General features: G+C 62.5%; 12 protein-coding genes and 2 tRNA genes. 2 read left to right on the top strand and 12 right to left on the bottom strand.

Annotated features, from left to right (window positions below):
• Nucleotides 1–27: 27 nt before the first annotated feature.
• The 12 genes from DGA31_RS13820 to rnr form a co-directional block, all read right to left on the bottom strand.
• Nucleotides 28–3324, bottom strand: a complete 3297-nt coding sequence (locus tag DGA31_RS13820) for a transglutaminase family protein (RefSeq protein WP_109512920.1) — start codon at nucleotides 3322–3324, stop codon at nucleotides 28–30.
• Between the two features lie 290 nt (nucleotides 3325–3614).
• Complete coding sequence (locus tag DGA31_RS13815; protein ID WP_109512919.1) at nucleotides 3615–5927, bottom strand: YgiQ family radical SAM protein; 2313 nt, start codon at nucleotides 5925–5927, stop codon at nucleotides 3615–3617.
• Between the two features lie 149 nt (nucleotides 5928–6076).
• A complete protein-coding gene (gene dnaB, locus DGA31_RS13810) occupies nucleotides 6077–7471 on the bottom strand; it encodes a replicative DNA helicase (RefSeq protein ID WP_056840674.1) in 1395 nt (464 codons plus the stop codon).
• 121 nt (nucleotides 7472–7592) lie between these two features.
• Nucleotides 7593–8039: a 50S ribosomal protein L9 gene (gene rplI / locus DGA31_RS13805; protein WP_056840673.1), complete on the bottom strand. Its 447-nt coding sequence runs from the start codon at nucleotides 8037–8039 to the stop codon at nucleotides 7593–7595.
• An 18-nt stretch (nucleotides 8040–8057) separates the two neighbouring features.
• Complete coding sequence (locus tag DGA31_RS13800) at nucleotides 8058–8954, bottom strand: YybS family protein (RefSeq protein WP_056840672.1); 897 nt, start codon at nucleotides 8952–8954, stop codon at nucleotides 8058–8060.
• Between the two features lie 39 nt (nucleotides 8955–8993).
• On the bottom strand, nucleotides 8994–9224 hold the full coding sequence (rpsR, locus tag DGA31_RS13795; protein ID WP_002551829.1) for a 30S ribosomal protein S18: 231 nt from the start codon (nucleotides 9222–9224) through the stop codon (nucleotides 8994–8996).
• Nucleotides 9225–9252: 28 nt separating this feature from the next.
• Nucleotides 9253–9678 (bottom strand): 30S ribosomal protein S6, encoded by a 426-nt coding sequence (gene rpsF, locus DGA31_RS13790; RefSeq protein ID WP_109512918.1) that lies wholly within the window; start codon nucleotides 9676–9678, stop codon nucleotides 9253–9255.
• Between the two features lie 211 nt (nucleotides 9679–9889).
• Nucleotides 9890–10954 (bottom strand): FAD-dependent oxidoreductase, encoded by a 1065-nt coding sequence (locus DGA31_RS13785; RefSeq protein ID WP_109512917.1) that lies wholly within the window; start codon nucleotides 10952–10954, stop codon nucleotides 9890–9892.
• The gene (locus DGA31_RS13780; protein WP_206606837.1) at nucleotides 10951–12918 is read right to left on the bottom strand and encodes a LodA/GoxA family CTQ-dependent oxidase; all 1968 of its coding nucleotides are present in this window, start codon (nucleotides 12916–12918) and stop codon (nucleotides 10951–10953) included. Before DGA31_RS13780 ends, DGA31_RS13785 begins: the two co-directional genes overlap by 4 nt.
• Before the next feature lie 48 nt (nucleotides 12919–12966).
• The gene (locus DGA31_RS13775; protein ID WP_109512916.1) at nucleotides 12967–13983 is read right to left on the bottom strand and encodes a catalase family protein; all 1017 of its coding nucleotides are present in this window, start codon (nucleotides 13981–13983) and stop codon (nucleotides 12967–12969) included.
• Between the two features lie 217 nt (nucleotides 13984–14200).
• Nucleotides 14201–14959: a 23S rRNA (guanosine(2251)-2'-O)-methyltransferase RlmB gene (rlmB, locus tag DGA31_RS13770; protein ID WP_056840669.1), complete on the bottom strand. Its 759-nt coding sequence runs from the start codon at nucleotides 14957–14959 to the stop codon at nucleotides 14201–14203.
• Nucleotides 14956–17571, bottom strand: a complete 2616-nt coding sequence (rnr, locus tag DGA31_RS13765; protein WP_056840668.1) for a ribonuclease R — start codon at nucleotides 17569–17571, stop codon at nucleotides 14956–14958. Before rnr ends, rlmB begins: the two co-directional genes overlap by 4 nt.
• 224 nt (nucleotides 17572–17795) lie before the next feature.
• Between rnr and DGA31_RS13760 the strand changes: the two genes are divergently transcribed.
• Nucleotides 17796–17882: transfer RNA gene (locus DGA31_RS13760), tRNA-Leu, on the top strand.
• 78 nt (nucleotides 17883–17960) lie between these two features.
• Nucleotides 17961–18047, top strand: a tRNA-Leu gene (locus tag DGA31_RS13755).
• The last annotated feature ends 42 nt before the right edge of the window (nucleotides 18048–18089 follow it).

Below are 18089 nucleotides of genomic sequence, written 5' to 3'. Positions count from 1 at the left end.
AGGCGGCGGGCCGTCAATCACGATCGGTCAGTCCCGGGGCGCCGGTCGGTGGCGGCGCATATCCAGCGTCATCGGCAGCTCGGCGTTAATATTGAGCGCCGGCACACTGAGTTTGCCCGGTGTATGACCGAAACGGAAAAAGCGCGCCAGGCGCCGGCTTTCCGCTTCGTTGCCGTTGACCGGCAGGGTCTCGTAGTTGCGCCCGCCCGGATGGGCGACATGATACTCGCAGCCACCCAGTGAGCGCTGCATCCAGGTGTCTACCAGGTCGAAAACCAGTGGCGCATGCACCGGGATGGTCGGTTGCAGGCAATTGGAAGGCTGCCAGGCACGGTAACGCACCCCGGCCACGAACTCACCCACCGTACCGGTCGGTTGCAGCGGCACCGGAATGCCGTTGCAGGTCAGCACATAGCGCTGCGGCGCAAGGCCCTTGAGGCGCACCTGGAGCCGTTCCAGCGAAGAATCGACGTAGCGCACCGCTCCGCCGCCGGAACCCTCCTCACCCAGCACATGCCAGGGCTCCAGCGCCTGGCGCAGTTCCAGCTCGATGCCATTGACCTCGTAGTCGCCCACCTTGGGAAAGCGAAATTCCAGGTGCGCCGCGAACCACTCGGCCTTCAGCGGATACCCCGCCTCGTTGAGTTCGGTGATGACATCGGCAAAATCCTGCTCGATGAAATGCGCAAGCATGAAGCGATCATGCAGTTCGGTGCCCCAGCGCGCCAGCCGCTCGGGCTGGTAAGGCTCGCGCCAGAAACGCGCCACCAGGGCCCGCAGCAACAGTTGCTGGGCCAGGCTCATGCGCGCATGCGGCGGCATCTCGAAGGCGCGCAGCTCCAGCAGGCCCAGGCGGCCGCTGGCGCTGTCGGGCGAATACAGTTTGTCGATGCAGAACTCGGCGCGGTGCGTGTTGCCGGTGACATCGATCAACAGGTTGCGCAGCAAGCGGTCGACCAGCCAGGGCGCGACCTCCTCGCCGGGGGCCGGCATTTGCGCAAAGGCAATTTCCAGCTCGTACAACGAGTCGTTGCGCGCCTCGTCGATGCGCGGCGCCTGGGAGGTCGGGCCGATGAACAGCCCGGAAAACAGGTACGACAGCGAGGGGTGGTTATGCCAGTAGCTGATCAGGCTGCGCAGCAGGTCAGGACGGCGCAGGAACGGCGAATCGCCGGGCGTCGCGCCACCGAGCACGAAATGGTTGCCACCGCCGGTGCCGGTGTGGCGCCCGTCGATCATGAATTTCTCGGTGGTCAGGCGGGTCAGGCGCGCCTGCTCGTAAAGAAACTCGGTGCGCTCGACCAGCTCATCCCAGTTGGCGGACGGCTGCACGTTGACCTCGATCACACCCGGGTCCGGGGTGATGCGGAAGTTGGCCAGGCGCGGATCGCTCGGCGGCTCGTAGCCTTCGAGCAGGACCGGGCACTGCAGCTCTTCGGCGGTGGCCTCGATCACGGCCACCAGCTCCAAAAATTCCTCAAGCTTCTGCAACGGTGGCAGGAACAGGTACAGGCGCCCTTCGCGCACTTCGGCACACAGTGCGGTGCGGGTCAGCCAGTCGGCAGACTCGTCGATTTCCGGTGTGCGCTCGGTGTCGTCTGCGCTAGCAGGCGCCGCCGTGGCCAGACTGTCGGCATCCGCCAGCGCCGGGAAATCCTGATTGGGATCATTGGGGTGAATGAACGGGTATTCAGCCGCCTTGACCCAGGGCTGCGAGGCCAACGGCAGGCGATAGCCCAGCGCCGAATCGCCCGGCACCAGACGGCAATGCTCATCACGCAGGTACCAGCGCCCGCTCTGCCACTGCTCGCCGGCAGCGGTACGGGCCAGCGGCAGCACCTGGCCGATGACCTTGTCCAGGCCCTGATGGAACACCTTGCGCAACCGCGCACGTTCCATCTCGTCGCTCAGCCGCGCGTCGATGGCACTGACGTTGACCGGCAACTGGCCTTCGCGCCACAGGTAGTAGAAATTGTCTTCATACGCCGGGAACACGAAGCGCGAGGCCACGCCCAGGCGTTCGGCAACACTGGCCAGGAAGCGGGCGGCCAGTTCGCTGGTGGCGCCATGATCACGCAGCTCATCGGCGACCAGCTCGGGATTGCGCCACACCGGCTGGCCGTCCTTGCGCCAGAAGCAGTTCAGCGACCAGCGCGGCAGTTGCTCGCCGGGATACCACTTGCCCTGGCCGAAATGCACCAGGCTGCCGGGCGCGTAATGCTCGCGCAGGCGCTGGAACAATTGCGCCGACAGGCGTCGCTTGTTAGGGCCCAGGGCGGCGGTGTTCCATTCGGCGCCGTCGCGGTCGTCGATGGACACGAAGGTGGGCTCGCCGCCCATGGTCAGGCGCACATCGCCCTGCTCCAGGTCACGGTCAATCTGTTGCCCGAGCGCAAGAATCTCGCCCCACTGCGTGTCGGTGTACGGCTGGGTCACGCGCGGCGCTTCCCAGATGCGGGTTACCGACATCTCGTGGCTGAATTCGCTTTCGCACGGTTCGACCAGCCCGCTGATCGGCGCCGCCGACGACGGCTCCGGGCTGCAGGCCAACGGAATATGCCCTTCACCGGCCAGCAGGCCGGAGGTGGCGTCCAGGCCGACCCAACCGGCGCCCGGCAGATACACCTCGCACCAGGCGTGCAGGTCGGTGAAGTCCACGTCGGTGCCGGACGGGCCGTCCAGCGCCTGGACATCGGCCTTGAGCTGGATCAGGTAACCGGACACGAAGCGTGCCGCCAACCCCAGGTGACGCAGCAACTGCACCAGCAGCCAGGCCGAGTCCCGGCATGAGCCGGAGGCATTGCTCAACGTGTGCTCAGGGGTCTGCACCCCGGGCTCCATGCGGATCAGGTAGCCGATATCGCTGTTGACCCGCTGGTTGAGCGCTACCAGAAAATCGATGCTCGGCAACGGCTCGCGCGCAATGCCTTGCAAGTAGGCCTCGAACTTCGGCGTCAGCGGCAGCTTTTCCAGGTACGGCGCCAGTTCACGCAGTTCTTCGCTGGCGTAGGTGAACGGAATCTTTTCGGCATAGGGCTCGAGGAAAAAGTCGAACGGGTTGAACACCGCCATTTCCGCGACCAGGTCGACCTCGATACGCAACTCGTTGGTCTTCTCGGGGAAGACCAGGCGTGCCAGGTAGTTGCCCTGCGGGTCCTGCTGCCAGTTGATGAAGTGGTTGTCCGGCAGCACCTTGAGCGAGTAGGACAGCACCCGCGTGCGGCTATGGGCGGCCGGCCGCAGGCGTACCACTTGAGGCCCGAGTTCGACTGCGCGTTCGTAGCGGTAATGCGTGACGTGATGCAAGGCGATATGAATCGACACGGCGTGCCTCCTGCGAGCCTGAACAAGTGCCTGGGCCGCGCAAGACTTATGCCATCGGCGACAAGCCCGGCGCCCAAGGCCTGAATAATGCGCCTAAAGACAGGCCGAGCACCACCTTGGCGCCAGAGTTCATTGTGCGTGCGCAGATGCGCACAAAAAAAGGGCGCAATGGCCGGCGCAGGCGATAGGCGCCAACCGTCAGCCAGTGGGGCTTGTCAGCCCTGCAGGCTGCACGCCCAAACGCAAGACGCCAACCCGAAGGTTGGCGTCTTGCCGTCAGGCAAACGGTCTCAGCGTGGCAAGACGGGCTGTCGCGTCGGCTTGTTGCCGCCCTTCTTGGCCTGGGCGCGGTCGCGCGCGGCCTGTTTGTTGCGGGCTTCGGCGGCGGCCTTGGCCTGTTCGCGCTTGTCCCACGGCTTGCTGCCGTCACTGGCACGCGGTGGCAGGCCGGTGTGCTGGGTCAGGATCTTGCCGCTGCCTTTGGTGCCATCGCTCTTGCCGACCTTGTGGCTGCCCGACGGCGTCGAGTTCTTGCGACGGGCGCTCTGGTAGCTGTCGGTCGCCGGCTGGTGCAACGGGATCAACTGATCCTTGCCCGGCCCGATCAGGTCGCTACGGCCCATGCGTTCCAGCGCTTCGCGCAGCATCGGCCAGCCCTTCGGATCGTGGTAGCGCAGGAAGGCCTTGTGCAGGCGGCGCTGCTCATCGCTCTTGACGATGGTCAGGTTATCGCTCTTGTAGGTGACCTTGCGCAGCGGGTTCTTGCCAGAGTGGTACATGGCGGTCGCCGAGGCCATCGGCGAGGGATAGAACGCCTGCACCTGGTCGGCACGGAAGCCGTTGCCCTTGAGCCACAGCGCCAGGTTCATCATGTCTTCGTCGGTGGTGCCCGGGTGGGCGGCGATGAAGTACGGGATCAGGTACTGCTCCTTGCCCGCCTCTTTCGAGTACTTCTCGAACATGCGCTTGAAGCGGTCGTAGCTGCCGATGCCCGGCTTCATCATCTGGTTGAGCGGGCCTTCCTCGGTGTGTTCCGGGGCAATCTTCAGGTAGCCGCCCACGTGGTGGGTGACCAGCTCCTTGACGTACTCCGGCGACTCGACGGCCAGGTCGTAGCGCAGGCCCGAGGCGATGAGGATCTTCTTCACGCCTGGCAAGGCACGGGCACTGCGGTACAGCTTGATCAGCGCCGAGTGGTCGGTGTTCAGGTTCGGGCAGATGCCGGGGAACACGCACGAGGGCTTGCGGCAGGCCGATTCGATTTCCGGGCTCTTGCAGGCGATGCGGTACATGTTGGCAGTCGGCCCGCCGAGGTCGGAGATCACCCCGGTGAAGCCCGGCACCTTGTCGCGGATCTCTTCGATCTCGCGAATGATCGACTCGTGGGAGCGGTTCTGGATGATGCGGCCTTCGTGCTCGGTGATCGAGCAGAAGGTGCAGCCGCCGAAGCAGCCACGCATGATGTTCACCGAGAAACGGATCATGTCGTAGGCCGGAATCTTTTCCTTGCCGTACGCCGGGTGCGGCACGCGCGCATAAGGCATGCCGAACACGTAGTCCATTTCTTCGGTGGTCATCGGAATCGGCGGCGGATTGAGCCAGATGTCGGTGTCACCATGCTTCTGCACCAGTGCACGGGCGTTGCCCGGGTTGGTTTCCAGGTGCAGCACGCGGTTGGCGTGGGCATAAAGCACAGGGTCGTTGCGCACTTTCTCGAACGACGGCAAGCGGATCACGGTCTTGTCGCGGGTCATGCGCGGGCTTTCGAGAATCTGCACGACCTTGGCTTCGTTGGGGTCTTCGACCTCGCCCTTGGACTGCTCGATGGCGCAGGCCTCGGTGTCCTGGGTGTTTACATACGGGTTGATGATCTTGTCGACCTTGCCCGGCCGGTCGATGCGGGTCGAGTCGACCTCGTACCAGCCCTTGGGCGTGTCGCGGCGCACGAACACGGTGCCACGCACATCGGTGATGTCTTCGATCTTCTGCCCGTAGGACAGGCGCTGGGCAACCTCGACCACGGCGCGCTCGGCGTTGCCGTACAGCAGGATATCGGCGCAGGCGTCGACCAGGATCGAGTGGCGGACCTTGTCCTGCCAGTAATCGTAGTGGGCGATGCGGCGCAGCGAAGCCTCGATGCCGCCGAGCACGATCGGCACATGCTTGTAGGCTTCCTTGCAGCGCTGGCTGTACACCAGGCTGGCGCGATCAGGACGCTTGCCGGCCATGCCGCCCGGCGTGTAGGCGTCGTCGGAGCGGATCTTCTTGTCGGCGGTGTAGCGATTGATCATCGAGTCCATGTTGCCGGCCGCGACCCCGAAGAACAGGTTCGGCTCGCCGAGCTTCATGAAGTCATCCTTGGAGGTCCAGTCTGGCTGGGCAATGATCCCGACGCGGAAGCCCTGGGACTCCAGCAGCCGGCCGATGATCGCCATGCCAAAGGATGGATGATCGACGTAGGCATCACCGGAGATGATGATGATGTCGCACGAATCCCATCCCAACTGATCCATCTCTTCCCGGCTCATCGGCAGGAAAGGCGCAGGCCCGAAACATTCGGCCCAGTACTTGGGATAGTCAAATAACGGCTTGGCTGCTTGCATGACGGTGACCGGTGTTGGTGTCAGGGGAGGCGGATCGCGCATGGGAATTCGCGGCGCGCAATATAGCACAAAAAATGATCAAGTCCGACCGGGATGGTCGGATTATCAGGTAGAGGTCGGTGCAGGGACGCGGCTACAAGACTCGCGTATCAGTCATCGTCAAACTGATAACTGCCCGGCGCCAGGTTTTCAAAGCGGGTGTACTTGCCGATGAACGCCAGCCGCGAGGTGCCGATCGGGCCGTTACGCTGCTTGCCGATGATGATTTCGGCGATACCCTTGTACTCGGTTTCCGGGTGGTACACCTCGTCGCGGTAGACGAACATGATCACGTCGGCGTCCTGCTCGATTGCACCGGACTCACGCAGGTCGGAGTTGATCGGGCGCTTGTTCGGACGTTGCTCCAGCGAGCGGTTGAGCTGCGACAGGGCGATGACCGGGCAGTTGAATTCCTTGGCCAGTGCCTTGAGCGAGCGCGAGATCTCGGAGATCTCGTTGGTGCGGTTGTCGCCGGCGGCACCGGGGACTTTCATCAACTGCAGGTAGTCGATCATGATCATGCCGATCTCGCCATGTTCACGGGCGACACGGCGCGTCCGGGCGCGCATTTCCGACGGGCTGATACCGGCGGTGTCATCGATGAACAGCTTGCGGTCGTTGAGCAGGTTGACCGCCGAGGTCAGGCGCGGCCAGTCGTCGTCGTCCAGTTGACCGGAGCGGATCTTGGTCTGGTCGATGCGCCCCAGCGAAGACAGCATCCGCATCATCAGCGATTCGCCCGGCATCTCCAGCGAGTAGACCAGCACGGCCTTCTCGCTGCGCAAGACGGCGTTCTCCACCAGGTTCATGGCGAAGGTGGTCTTGCCCATCGACGGACGACCGGCCACGATGATCAGGTCGGACGGCTGCATGCCACTGGTCATTTCGTCCAGGTCGGTGTAGCCGGTGGACAGGCCGGTGATGGCGTTGTTGCTGTTGAACAGCGTGTCGATGCGGTCGATGGCCCGGGTCAGCAGGTCATTGACGCCCACCGGACCGCCGGTCTTGGGACGGGCCTCGGCAATCTGGAAGATCTGGCGCTCGGCTTCGTCGAGGATTTCCTCGGCGGTGCGGCCTTCGGGGTTGAAGGCGCTGTCGGCGATTTCGCTGCTGATGCCGATCAGTTGGCGCAAGGTGGCCCGCTGACGCACGATCTGCGCGTAGGCCTTGATGTTGGCCACCGACGGGGTGTTCTTGGCCAGTTCGCTGAGGTAGCCCAGGCCACCGACCTGCGAGGCCTGGCCTTCCTTGTCCAGTTGCTCGGACAGGGTCACGACGTCAATCGGCAGGTTCTGATCGGCCAGACGCGCAATGGCACGGAAGATCAGGCGGTGATCATGACGATAAAAGTCGCCATCCGAGACTTGATCGAGCACGCGCTCCCAGGCGTTGTTGTCCAGCATCAGGCCACCGAGCACAGCCTGTTCGGCTTCGATGGAGTGAGGCGGCACCTTGAGGGCGGCGGTTTGCAGATCGTACTGCTCGGGGGCGGAGATATCGTTCATGGCCACTGGAATTCGAGGTTACTCATCAGGCTTGCAGAAAGACAAAGGGCACGACCTGTGAACAGGATCGTGCCCGATGTTAATCCTCTGGCGGTCAACCCGCCAGACGACCATGTGCTGCTTAAGCAGCCACCACGACAACGCGAACGGTTGCGTCAACGTCGCTGTGCAGGTGCACGGCCACGTCGAATTCACCGACGTTACGGATGGTGCCGTTCGGCAGACGAATTTCGCTTTTCGACACTTCAACGCCCGAGGCGGTCAGTGCGTCAGCGATATCGTGAGTACCGATCGAACCGAACAGCTTGCCTTCGTCGCCAGCGGTGGCAGTGATGGTCACTTCCAGCTCGGCCAGTTGGGCGGCGCGGGTTTCGGCCGAAGTTTTCTTGTCGGCAGCCAGTTGCTCCAGCTCGGCACGACGCTCTTCGAACGCAGCCAGGTTGGCAGCGGTCGCAGGGGTGGCCTTGCCGTAAGGCAGCAGGTAGTTACGACCGTAGCCGGCCTTGACGTTTACTTTGTCGCCCAGGTTGCCCAGGTTGGCGACTTTTTCCAGAAGGATCAGTTGCATGTGGAAATCCTCTAACTTTTAACCTTCACCGTTCGCAGAACCATTACCGGCGTCTTTCGACCCCCGGCGGCCGCGAAAATCAATCAGGCTGTCGACAATGGCCAAGACCACGAGCAACGGATAGATCAGCTGCATGAATAACAGCAGCGTGATGTACAACCCCACCAGCCAGAACCTGGCCAGGCGCTTTTCAGCCACCAGGCCATGAATCAGGGCCACACCCGCAAACACCAGTGGCACGCTGCACAACGGTGTCAACATGGCCATGTGCGGACCGAAGTTCGGTCCCACCAGCATGCACACCAACAGCACGAACATCGGTATCCGCGGCAGTCTCACGGCGCGAAATTCGCGCCCGAAACCGCCAGGGTTGTACAACAACGCTTGCCAGTAACGCCCCAGCATCAGGGTCAGCACACTGACGATCTGCAACAATGCCGCTATAAGGCCGTTAAGGACCGGTGCAATCAATGACCCCAGGCGGGCCCGCTCTTCTACGCTCATCTGATCGTAGATACCGGGGAGCATTGCCGGCAGGTGTTTCTGAATCTCCTGCGACAACATCTCGATGGGTTCGCGAAACGCCGAACCCAGGATCACTGCATACAACAATCCCCACGCCACGCTGGCGAGCAGCACACGGACCCAGGACTCGCTGGCACGCAAAACCATTGCCAGGCCTAGCGAACCGACCAGCACCATAGCGGTACGCGGTTCACCGAAATACCACCAGGCCAAGGCCGGCAGTAGAGCCCAGGCCAGGATGCCGGCGGCATCACTGAACCCGCGTCGCAGGAGCACAAGGCTTCCTGCGGCAGCACTCAACCAGAACAGCAGCGGCAATGCCGCACATCCGGCCACAATCAGAGTGGCCTGCATACGACCGCGCATGATCAATTCAGCTAAGGCGCGCATGCGATCTATCCCTTGTTACGTCTTGTCGACGACCCGGTCTCAGCGGCCGTGGCTGTCGGTGTAAGCCAGCAAGGCCAGGAAGCGGGCGCGCTTGATAGCGGTGGCCAGCTGACGCTGATAACGAGCTTTGGTACCGGTGATGCGGCTTGGAACGATTTTGCCGGTTTCCGATACGTAGGCTTTCAGAGTGTTGAGATCCTTGTAATCGATCTCTTTCACGTCTTCAGCGGTGAAGCGGCAGAATTTACGACGACGGAAGAAACGTGCCATGTAATAGGCTCCTCAAAAGGTCCGTGGATTACTCGTCAGCGTTATCGCTAACGTCACTGTTGTCGCTGTCATCGCCATCGGCGCTGTCAGAGTGCTCAGGACGGTCACGACGCTCACGGCGCTCGCTGCGGTTCTCTTCAGCCTTGAGCATCTCGGACTGGCCGGTAACGGCTTCGTCGCGACGGATGACCAGGTTACGGATCACGGCATCGTTGTAGCGGAAGTTGTCTTCCAGCTCGGCCAGGGCCTTGCCGGTGCACTCAACGTTCAGCATCACGTAGTGAGCCTTGTGAACATTGTTGATTGCATAGGCCAGTTGACGACGGCCCCAGTCTTCCAGACGGTGAACCTGGCCACCGTCTTCTTCGATCAGCTTGGTGTAACGCTCAACCATGCCGCCGACTTGTTCGCTCTGATCCGGGTGGACCAGAAAGATGATTTCGTAATGACGCATGAATGCTCCTTACGGGTTGTAGCCTGCCACGAAATGTGGTCAGACAAGGAGTGAATGACTCGTGTGTGCCTTGCGCATGGACAGGCACATGATGGCCTGCCGCGACAGCAAGGGGCGCAATTGTAGAGAAGGGGCAGGTGCGGCGCAAGGCAATTGGTGATTATTTGAACAGCCCATCCAAGACCCGCCTGTTCGCGTCCCATTCTGCCTGTCATTGCCCGACACGGCCGTTGCGCGCCTGCCAGAACGGCTCACGCGGCCAGCGTTGTTCGCGTCGGTAGTGGTAGTCGATCTGGCGCACATAAGCCTGGCGGATGCTTTGCAACACAAGACGATAAGGCGCCAGCGCCTGAGGCTGGCCTTGCAAGGCCTGGTGCACCGCCTGGGCACCGCGCAAGCCGGTGTAGAGCGCATTGAACAGCCCCTGGGATGACAAGGGGTCGAAGGCCAGGGCCGCATCGCCCACCGCCAGCCATCCATCGCTCAGCCCGTGTTGCAACTGGCTGCCGCTGGCATCGCAGGCACGCGGCAGGCTCCACTGATCAGCCTGGCAGAACGATCGAAGATGCTGCGTGCGCGCCAACTGTTCGAGCCAGGATGACCGGCACCCTTGCAACACGGCGGCCTCGGCAGGACAGGTATGCAACGCGACCACGCAACGGCCGCCGGGCAACTGCGCCTGATACCACCAGCCCTTGTCCACGGCCTCTATCAAGGTGCGCTGATCGCGGCTGTCGCACAGCGACCAGGCATAGACCGCAATCAAGGCCTGGTCCCGGGCCCGCCCTGCTCCCAGGCGCCTGGCCACAACCGACGCCCTGCCACTGGCATCGATGACCCAGCGTGCCTGAACGCTTTTGTGCGCACACTGCAACTGCCAGCCGTTTGCCAGGCGCCTGAAAGCCCCCAGGCGCTCGCGCCACCACATCACCCCAGACGACAGGGCCGCCTGGCGCAAGGCGTCGTCGAAGCGAGCGCGATCGAGATGCCAGCCGGCACCGTGGGGATCAAGCATGAAGTCATGCGTGCGCAACTGCGCCCCTCCCCAGGCGAACTGATTGCCAATGCACACCTGCGACAAACTGTGCTGCAGGTGATTGAGCAGCCCGAGATCGCGCAACAGGGGCCGGGCGGCGCCCGGCAGGCTCTCACCGATTCGCGGCACGTCGGGCGCCGGGTCGATCAACAGCACCCGGCAACCTTGCTGCGCCAGGTACCGGGCGGCGATCGCACCGGCAGGCCCGGCACCGACCACCGCTACATCGAGCGCGGTCAACGCCGAAGTATCCGGCAGAACTCTTCATACTGCCCGGCGCTGTCCCAGCCTGCCTGAGCCAGACGTCGCGCCTCATCAGTGGCGTACGCGTCCTGCTCCGGCACGGGCAGATCGCGGGCAGACAGGACGTCAGGCGCGCTACCGCCACCGGGACTGCGCTCGACCTCGACATGCATGACGGCCGGAAAATCAGTGTCATCGGCAATGCCGGGGCGCACCTCCAGCACGCCCAGCACGCTGGCATCCTCGACCACCTGCATGGCTTTCTCAATAAAGTTGCCTTTGACCTGTCGCCCCCAATGCTCCCTGCTGTGGAATGACGCCAGGCGCTGTTCGCGTGACCGCGAGCCGTCGATCACCACCGCGTAATCGGCCTCGCTCAGCACCTGATTGGGCACCTGCGCCGGCCAGAATGTCGGCAGATAGGGATCGTAGTCCTTGTCGTACCCTGAACGGCACCCCACCGCGTCGATCTGCCAGGGCAGCGCCATCCAGCGACTCAGGCCACCGGGCGGCTGGTCATGCAAGGGACCACTGGCCCCCAGGGCGGTCGGCTGGTCCAGGTGTGATCCGTAATCGGGCAAGGGCTGGTCACCTGCTCTCTCCCGGATGCGAAACGGCGCGCGATACAGCGATGCATGGCGCATGGGCCAGCTCAACTCGATACCGGGATGGAAAGCATCGGCCACACAGAAATGCAGCGCCGCCCGGTCAAGCATTGCCGGCTGTTGTGCGAGAGGCAGTTTGTCGAGTGAGTCGACAGGGCTGGATGCGGCCTGCCAGTCATCGATGAAGTCCCCGTCCACCCAGCGCCGCAGCAAGTCGCTACGCACAGAGGAAGGCGCCAGATGGTTGGCCGGCAAGTCATCATCACCACCGTAGGTATCGCCGTACAGCCAGGGCCAGGTACGTGGCTCATGAACGTCGTTGTCGGCGGCGCGAAAGGCATTGAACACCGCACGACGCAGATGACGATAGGTTTCGTCGGCGCATGACAGCCTTGCCAGCAGGTGCGGATTGTTGAAATCCATTGGCGCACCATGACCGAACAGGCCGGCAAACCCCTTGTTGACCCACTGCAGGCCACTCAGGCGCTGCAGCACCGGCAGCACATCACGCTGGAAGGAAACCTGCTCGGCAGGCTTGATCCAGCCACAGCCGATATAGGTGTCGACCAGCAGATCGTAAAGTGTTCGCCAACCCACTGCATGCGGCGCAAAACTGGGTTGCGCGGCCACGACCCAGGCTGACTCGACCGGCAGGTGCCGACCGTCGAGGATCACACTGGCGCGCACCGGGCCGTCCGAGGTGTCGTCGAACCACTCGCTGGCATTGGGAAAGCTGCCGGGCTCATCGGGGTCATAGATCGGCCGGCCCGACGGCGAACCCGACTGCGCAAAGCCGCCCAGCACCAGCAGGCGCCCGGCCGAATCGGTACGTAACTCGCCAAGCGGGACCTTGATCCCCATGAACTCGCCACTGTCGAAACAAGCCTTTTCGCCAGCATTGTTCTTGCCCGTAATAGAACGGACGCCCGGGTCAATGACCAACGCCTCGCGTGCCGCCCCCGTCAGATGTTCGTTGCGCAGCGCTACTTCGATGTGCGCCGCCTGCTCAAGATCCATTGCCATGTCGAACTTGAACCACTGCGCCTTGCGATTGACCAGATGCACCTGCCAGTCGATCTGCGCCTGGTCGGCGGTCAGTTCAGTAACCACCTGGCCTTCGGCGTCGTAGCCATAAATGCGAAACCGGGCCGCCTGGCGCTTGAGCGCACCGACTACGTCACGCACATCGCCCAGCGCATCGGCAGCCAGGTCGACGGTTTCCGGCCCGATGAAAAAACCATCGGCTTCACGGCTGTTGCCGAGCCGCGCAATGCCGATGCCGGGGTGAATGGCGGCGCGCACAATCCTGCTCAGGTCAGGGTTCGACGGGCTTTGCTGGGGAGCCTGCATGTTCATGCTGTTCATCCTTGAACGAAGTGAATCGGAGAGATTGGATGCCGCCGGTCATTCAAGCCGCGTCGGGCGCGGCATATGCGGTTCGCCAAGTGTCTGGCCGTTGTAGTTGCGCCGCACATTGGCCGAAGCCTGGTAGACCACTTTCCTGGCTTGGGCGATGCTGCCGAGCGGCGCATGTTCGCGCAACGTGCGCCACGGGTTATAGGAAAGTGCCTCGCCATATTCGGTCTGGCTGCGGGCATCAATGTCTTGCGCCGGCAGCGTCAGTGTCGCTACGCGCTCGGCCGGCATGAGGCTTTCGTCCCACAGCGCCATGGCATCGTCCACTGGCGCGGGCGTGTCTGCAGTCCAGCGCTGCACCATGAAGTGAAAACGCGCCTCGCCTGCCGCCAGCCTTTTGCGCAGGTCCTTGCGCAGGTAACCAGGATCACTGTAGTCAGGCTCTTCTGCCGCGGGCACAGATTCGGGCACGATCTTGTACTTGCAGTAACCCGATGCGCCGAACCGATAAGGCACCACGCTCCAGAGCTCGCTTTGCAGCACGCTGGGCACGATTTTCTCCATGTCATCCAGCACCTGCCGGGTTTCCGGGTGATCACGAACCCAGGCATTGAAGTCGCGGAAGGCTTCGCACATGTCTTGCGCGGTGCGGACGAAAAAAACCGGGTGATTCTGCAGCAGAAAGTCCAGGGTCGGTGCGTGCTCATCCGGTGCAAGCCCCTTGAGCCCAGGGACATCGAACAGCTTGATGCCCAGCCCTACCGTTGCCTTGAAATCAGGCTGATCATCGGGAACGTCGCAGGAATACCGGACCCAGGCCGGATAACTGCCCGGCTTGGCAAACAGCCCGACACGCAGGGCCTGGGGCAAACCCTCCAGCACCTCGAAACGGCCGTGCGCCACCCCGTTGAGGCGCAGGAAAACAGGGCGCCGCACAGGGCATTGCCCTTCACGGATACGGCGCATCTGGGTCTTTTCGATAAAGAGGTCTTCAAGACAGGCAATCGCTTCGTGATCAGGGTCTTGCCGATCGGCCGAAGCGAGCGGTGGTGCGAATTCTTTCATGCTGAGCGTCCTTCTCCAGAGGCATGCCACTTCATGTGGGCATGCTTAATGGATAGGCGCTCACTCGCCCGCAGGCCAGTATTCAAGAAAATACAGACATGCCCTACGGCGGATGAAGAAATGCCTGCACGTCGCGGTAACTATCGACTGGCGATGTTTCTCCCGGATAAAAAAATACCCCGAACAGGTCGGGGTATTTTTCAAGCAGGCAAGCCGCTTACTTCTTGCTCACCGACTTGGCGCTGCGCTGTCTCAAGGCTTCGAACAGGCACACACCGGAAGCCACCGAGACGTTGAGGCTGCTGACACTGCCCGCCATCGGCAGGCGCACCAGGAAATCACAATGCTCGCGGGTCAGGCGGCGCATGCCCTTGCCTTCGGCCCCCATGACCAGCACGATCGGCCCGGTCAGGTCCTGCTCGTACAGCTCCTGCTCGGCTTCGCCGGCCGTGCCGACGATCCACAAGCCGCGATTCTGGAGTTTTTCCAGGGTACGCGCCAGGTTGGTCACGGCCACCAGCGGAATCACTTCGGCCGCGCCACAGGCCACCTTGCGCACGGTCGCATTGAGCGTCGCCGACTTGTCCTTGGGCACCAGCACCGCCAGGGCACCGGCCGCATCGGCGGTGCGCAGGCAGGCGCCGAGGTTGTGCGGGTCGGTCACACCGTCGAGCACCAGCAGCAACGGCGGCCCTTCATGGCGCTCAAGCAGCTCGTCGAGCATGGCCTCGCCCCAGACCTGGCTGGGACTGACTTCGGCCACCACGCCCTGGTGTACGCCTTCGACCCAGGCGTCCATCTCGCGCCGTTCGGCCTGGCCGATCTGTACGCGATTCTGCCCGGCCAGCTCGACCAGAGTCTGGACCCGCGGCTCGCTGCGCCCTTCGGCCAGCCAGATCTGCTTGACCCGCTTGGGATGATGACGCAACAGCGCCTCTACGGCATGCACACCGTAGATTTTTTCCAGGTCACTCATGTCTTGCCCTTGGTTTTGGACCGCGACGGCCCCTTGCGGTGCTTGCTGGGCTTGCCGGACGAGTCCTCAGTGCGCGCAGGCTTGCTCGACGACTTGCCGGCGCCCTTGGCTTCGTTCAGCAGTGCCTGCTTCAGTTCGCGGCTCTTGCGCACCTCGGCATTCTTGGCCACCGCATCGCTGGGGTAGTAGGCATCGCTGACGGCACGCTTGCCCGAAGCCTTGTCCGAGGATTTGTCGCTCGACTTGCGACGCTCGCCACGCGCCGGTGCCGGCGCTGCGGCCTTCTTTGACTCGGCCGGCGGCGCGGTCTCGTGCAGGCGCTGCTTGCGCTTGCCCGGTGCGACCGTGTCGGCGGCCTTGGCCTTGGCCGACACTTCGAAATCGATCTTGCGCTCGTCCAGGTCGACACGCATGACCTTGACCTCGACGGTGTCGCCCAGGCGATAGCTGCGGCCACTGCGCTCACCGGCCAGGCGATGATGCACCGGGTCGAAATGGTAGTAGTCGTCCGGCAGCGCGGTAACGTGCACCAGGCCTTCGACATAGATGTCGATCAGTTCGACGAACAGGCCGAAACCGGTCACGGCCGTGATCACGCCCGGGAAGGACTCACCGACGCGGTCCTTCATGAACTCGCACTTGAGCCAGTTGACCACGTCACGCGTGGCTTCGTCGGCACGGCGCTCGCTCATCGAGCATTGCTCACCCAGTTGCTCGAGCTGCGGCTCGTCGTACGGGTAGATGCGCGCCTTGGGAATGGTGGCGGCATCGGCGCGACGCACATGGGTCGTTTCGCGCTTGGAGCGGATTACGCTGCGGATCGCCCGGTGCGTAAGCAGGTCGGGGTAGCGACGGATCGGCGAGGTGAAATGGGTGTAGGCCTCGTAGTTCAGACCAAAGTGACCGTTGTTGTCGGCGGTGTACACCGCCTGGCTCAGCGAGCGCAGCATGACGGTCTGGATCAGGTGATGGTCCGGGCGCTCGCGCACGGTTTCCAGCAGGGCCTGGTAATCCTTGGGCGACGGACCGTCCTTGCCCTTGTGCAACGACAGCCCCAGCTCGCCGAGGAAAGCGCTGAGCTTTTCCAGGCGCTCTGGCGGCGGACCGTCGTGGACGCGGTACAGGGCCGGGATTTCATGCTTTTTGAGAAACTCTGCGGTGGCCACGTTGGCCGCCAGCATGCATTCCTCGATCAGCTTGTGGGCGTCGTTGCGCGTAGTCGGCCGGATTTCGGCGATTTTGCGCTCGGAGCCGAAGATGATCCGGGTTTCCTGTGTCTCGAAATCGATGGCCCCACGCGCATGACGTGCGCCCAGCAGCACCTTGTACAACGCATACAGTTGCTTGAGGTCCGGCACCACCTCGTTGTATTCGTCACGCAGCTTTCGCGCTTCGGAGGTACGGCCATGCTCGAGGAGGGTGCTGACCTTGTTATAGGTCAGGCGTGCATGCGAGTGAATGACGGCCTCGTAGAACACGTAGTCGACCATCTCGCCGGTCTTGGAGAAATCCATCTCGCAGACCATCGCCAGGCGATCGACATGCGGGTTCAGCGAGCACAGGCCGTTAGACAGCTCTTCGGGCAGCATTGGAATGACGCGCTCGGGGAAGTACACCGAGTTGCCACGCACCTGGGCTTCGTCGTCGAGCGCCGAGCCGATCTTGACGTAACTGGAAACGTCGGCGATCGCCACGTACAGTTTCCAGCCGCCGGAGAACAGGCGCAGCTTGCCGGGACGGGCTTCGCAATAGACCGCATCGTCGAAGTCGCGGGCGTCTTCGCCGTCGATGGTCACGAACGGCAGGTGACGCAGGTCGATGCGGTTGGCCTTGTCTTTCTCTTCGACCTCAGGCTTGAGCCGCGCGGCTTCCTTCAGAACGCCTTGTGGCCAGACATGGGGAATGTCGTAGCTGCGCAGCGCCACGTCGATTTCCATGCCGGGGGCCATGTAGTTGCCCACGACCTCGACCACATCGCCCTGCGGCTGGAAGCGCGGTGTCGGCCAGTGGGTGATCTTCACCTCGACGAACTGGCCAACCTTGGCGCCACCGTTACGACCGGTGGTGACCAGCACTTCCTGCTGGATCTTGGGATTGTCCGGGGTCACGAAACCAATGCCGCTTTCTTCGAAATAGCGACCCACGATGGATTCGTGCGCACGGGAGATGACTTCGACGATCACGCCTTCACGGCGCCCGCGGCGGTCCAGGCCGGAAACGCGGGCCAGGGCACGGTCACCGTCGAACACCAGGCGCATCTGGCCCGGACTCATGAACAGGTCGTCGGAACCATCGTCGGGGATCAGGAAGCCGAAACCGTCGCGGTGACCGCTGATGCGGCCCAGGATCAGGTCCAGCTTGTCGACCGGCGCATAGGTTCCACGCCGCGTATAGATCAGTTGACCATCGCGCTCCATCGCGCGCAGGCGGCGGCGCAGGGCCTCGAACTGGTCTTCGGTGGTCAGGCCGAACTCGTCGACCAGTTGCTCGCGACTGGCCGGCGAACCACGCTCGGCAAGATGCTGCAGGATCAGCTCGCGGCTGGGAATGGGGTTTTCGTATTTTTCCGCTTCTCGAGCGGCCTCGGGATCGAGGGACTGCCAATCGGCCATTAGTATTCATTCACCTTTTCGGAAGGGCGCAGTTTCGCATATACAGGATTGAAACGCTAAGCAGCCGTTTCAGCCCCCTGATCACTTTTTTTCAAAAAACATGAAAAAGAGCTTTACAGGCCATTGGGCCATCCCTAAGATGCGCACCACAACGACAGCCAAGGCTGTGTTGAGTTGAATCAGACAGCATTCTCGAACGAAAATGCGGTTGAAAGCAACGAATTGCCCAGATGGTGAAATTGGTAGACACGCCAGCTTCAGGTGCTGGTGACCGCAAGGTCGTGGAAGTTCGAGTCTTCTTCTGGGCACCAATTCAAAAACAAGGTACTGCCTTGTTTTAAAGTAGACCAGGATTTCGATTCCGGTCGAACGCTTCAAATGCAATATCCGCCCAGGTGGTGAAATTGGTAGACACGCCAGCTTCAGGTGCTGGTGACCTTACGGTCGTGGAAGTTCGAGTCTTCTCCTGGGCACCAATTCAGACAAAACCGAGCCAAGTGCTCGGTTTTGTGCTTTCT

It is taken from the genome of Pseudomonas ovata (assembly GCF_003131185.1).
In the GTDB taxonomy this organism is placed as follows: Bacteria; Pseudomonadota; Gammaproteobacteria; order Pseudomonadales; family Pseudomonadaceae; genus Aquipseudomonas; species Aquipseudomonas ovata.
This window is presented reverse-complemented; position numbering and strand designations above follow the sequence as displayed.

Excerpts from the sequence above, each read along its gene's own strand:
- DGA31_RS13815 (WP_109512919.1), bottom strand. The coding sequence starts at position 5,927 with ATGCAAGCAGCCAAGCCGTTATTTGACTATCCCAAGTACTGGGCCGAA.
- dnaB (WP_056840674.1), bottom strand. The coding sequence starts at position 7,471 with ATGAACGATATCTCCGCCCCCGAGCAGTACGATCTGCAAACCGCCGCC.
- rplI (WP_056840673.1), bottom strand. The coding sequence starts at position 8,039 with ATGCAACTGATCCTTCTGGAAAAAGTCGCCAACCTGGGCAACCTGGGC.
- DGA31_RS13800 (WP_056840672.1), bottom strand. The coding sequence starts at position 8,954 with ATGCGCGCCTTAGCTGAATTGATCATGCGCGGTCGTATGCAGGCCACT.
- rpsR (WP_002551829.1), bottom strand. The coding sequence starts at position 9,224 with ATGGCACGTTTCTTCCGTCGTCGTAAATTCTGCCGCTTCACCGCTGAA.
- rpsF (WP_109512918.1), bottom strand. The coding sequence starts at position 9,678 with ATGCGTCATTACGAAATCATCTTTCTGGTCCACCCGGATCAGAGCGAA.
- DGA31_RS13780 (WP_206606837.1), bottom strand. The coding sequence starts at position 12,918 with ATGAACATGCAGGCTCCCCAGCAAAGCCCGTCGAACCCTGACCTGAGC.
- DGA31_RS13775 (WP_109512916.1), bottom strand. The coding sequence starts at position 13,983 with ATGAAAGAATTCGCACCACCGCTCGCTTCGGCCGATCGGCAAGACCCT.
- rlmB (WP_056840669.1), bottom strand. The coding sequence starts at position 14,959 with ATGAGTGACCTGGAAAAAATCTACGGTGTGCATGCCGTAGAGGCGCTG.
- rnr (WP_056840668.1), bottom strand. The coding sequence starts at position 17,571 with ATGGCCGATTGGCAGTCCCTCGATCCCGAGGCCGCTCGAGAAGCGGAA.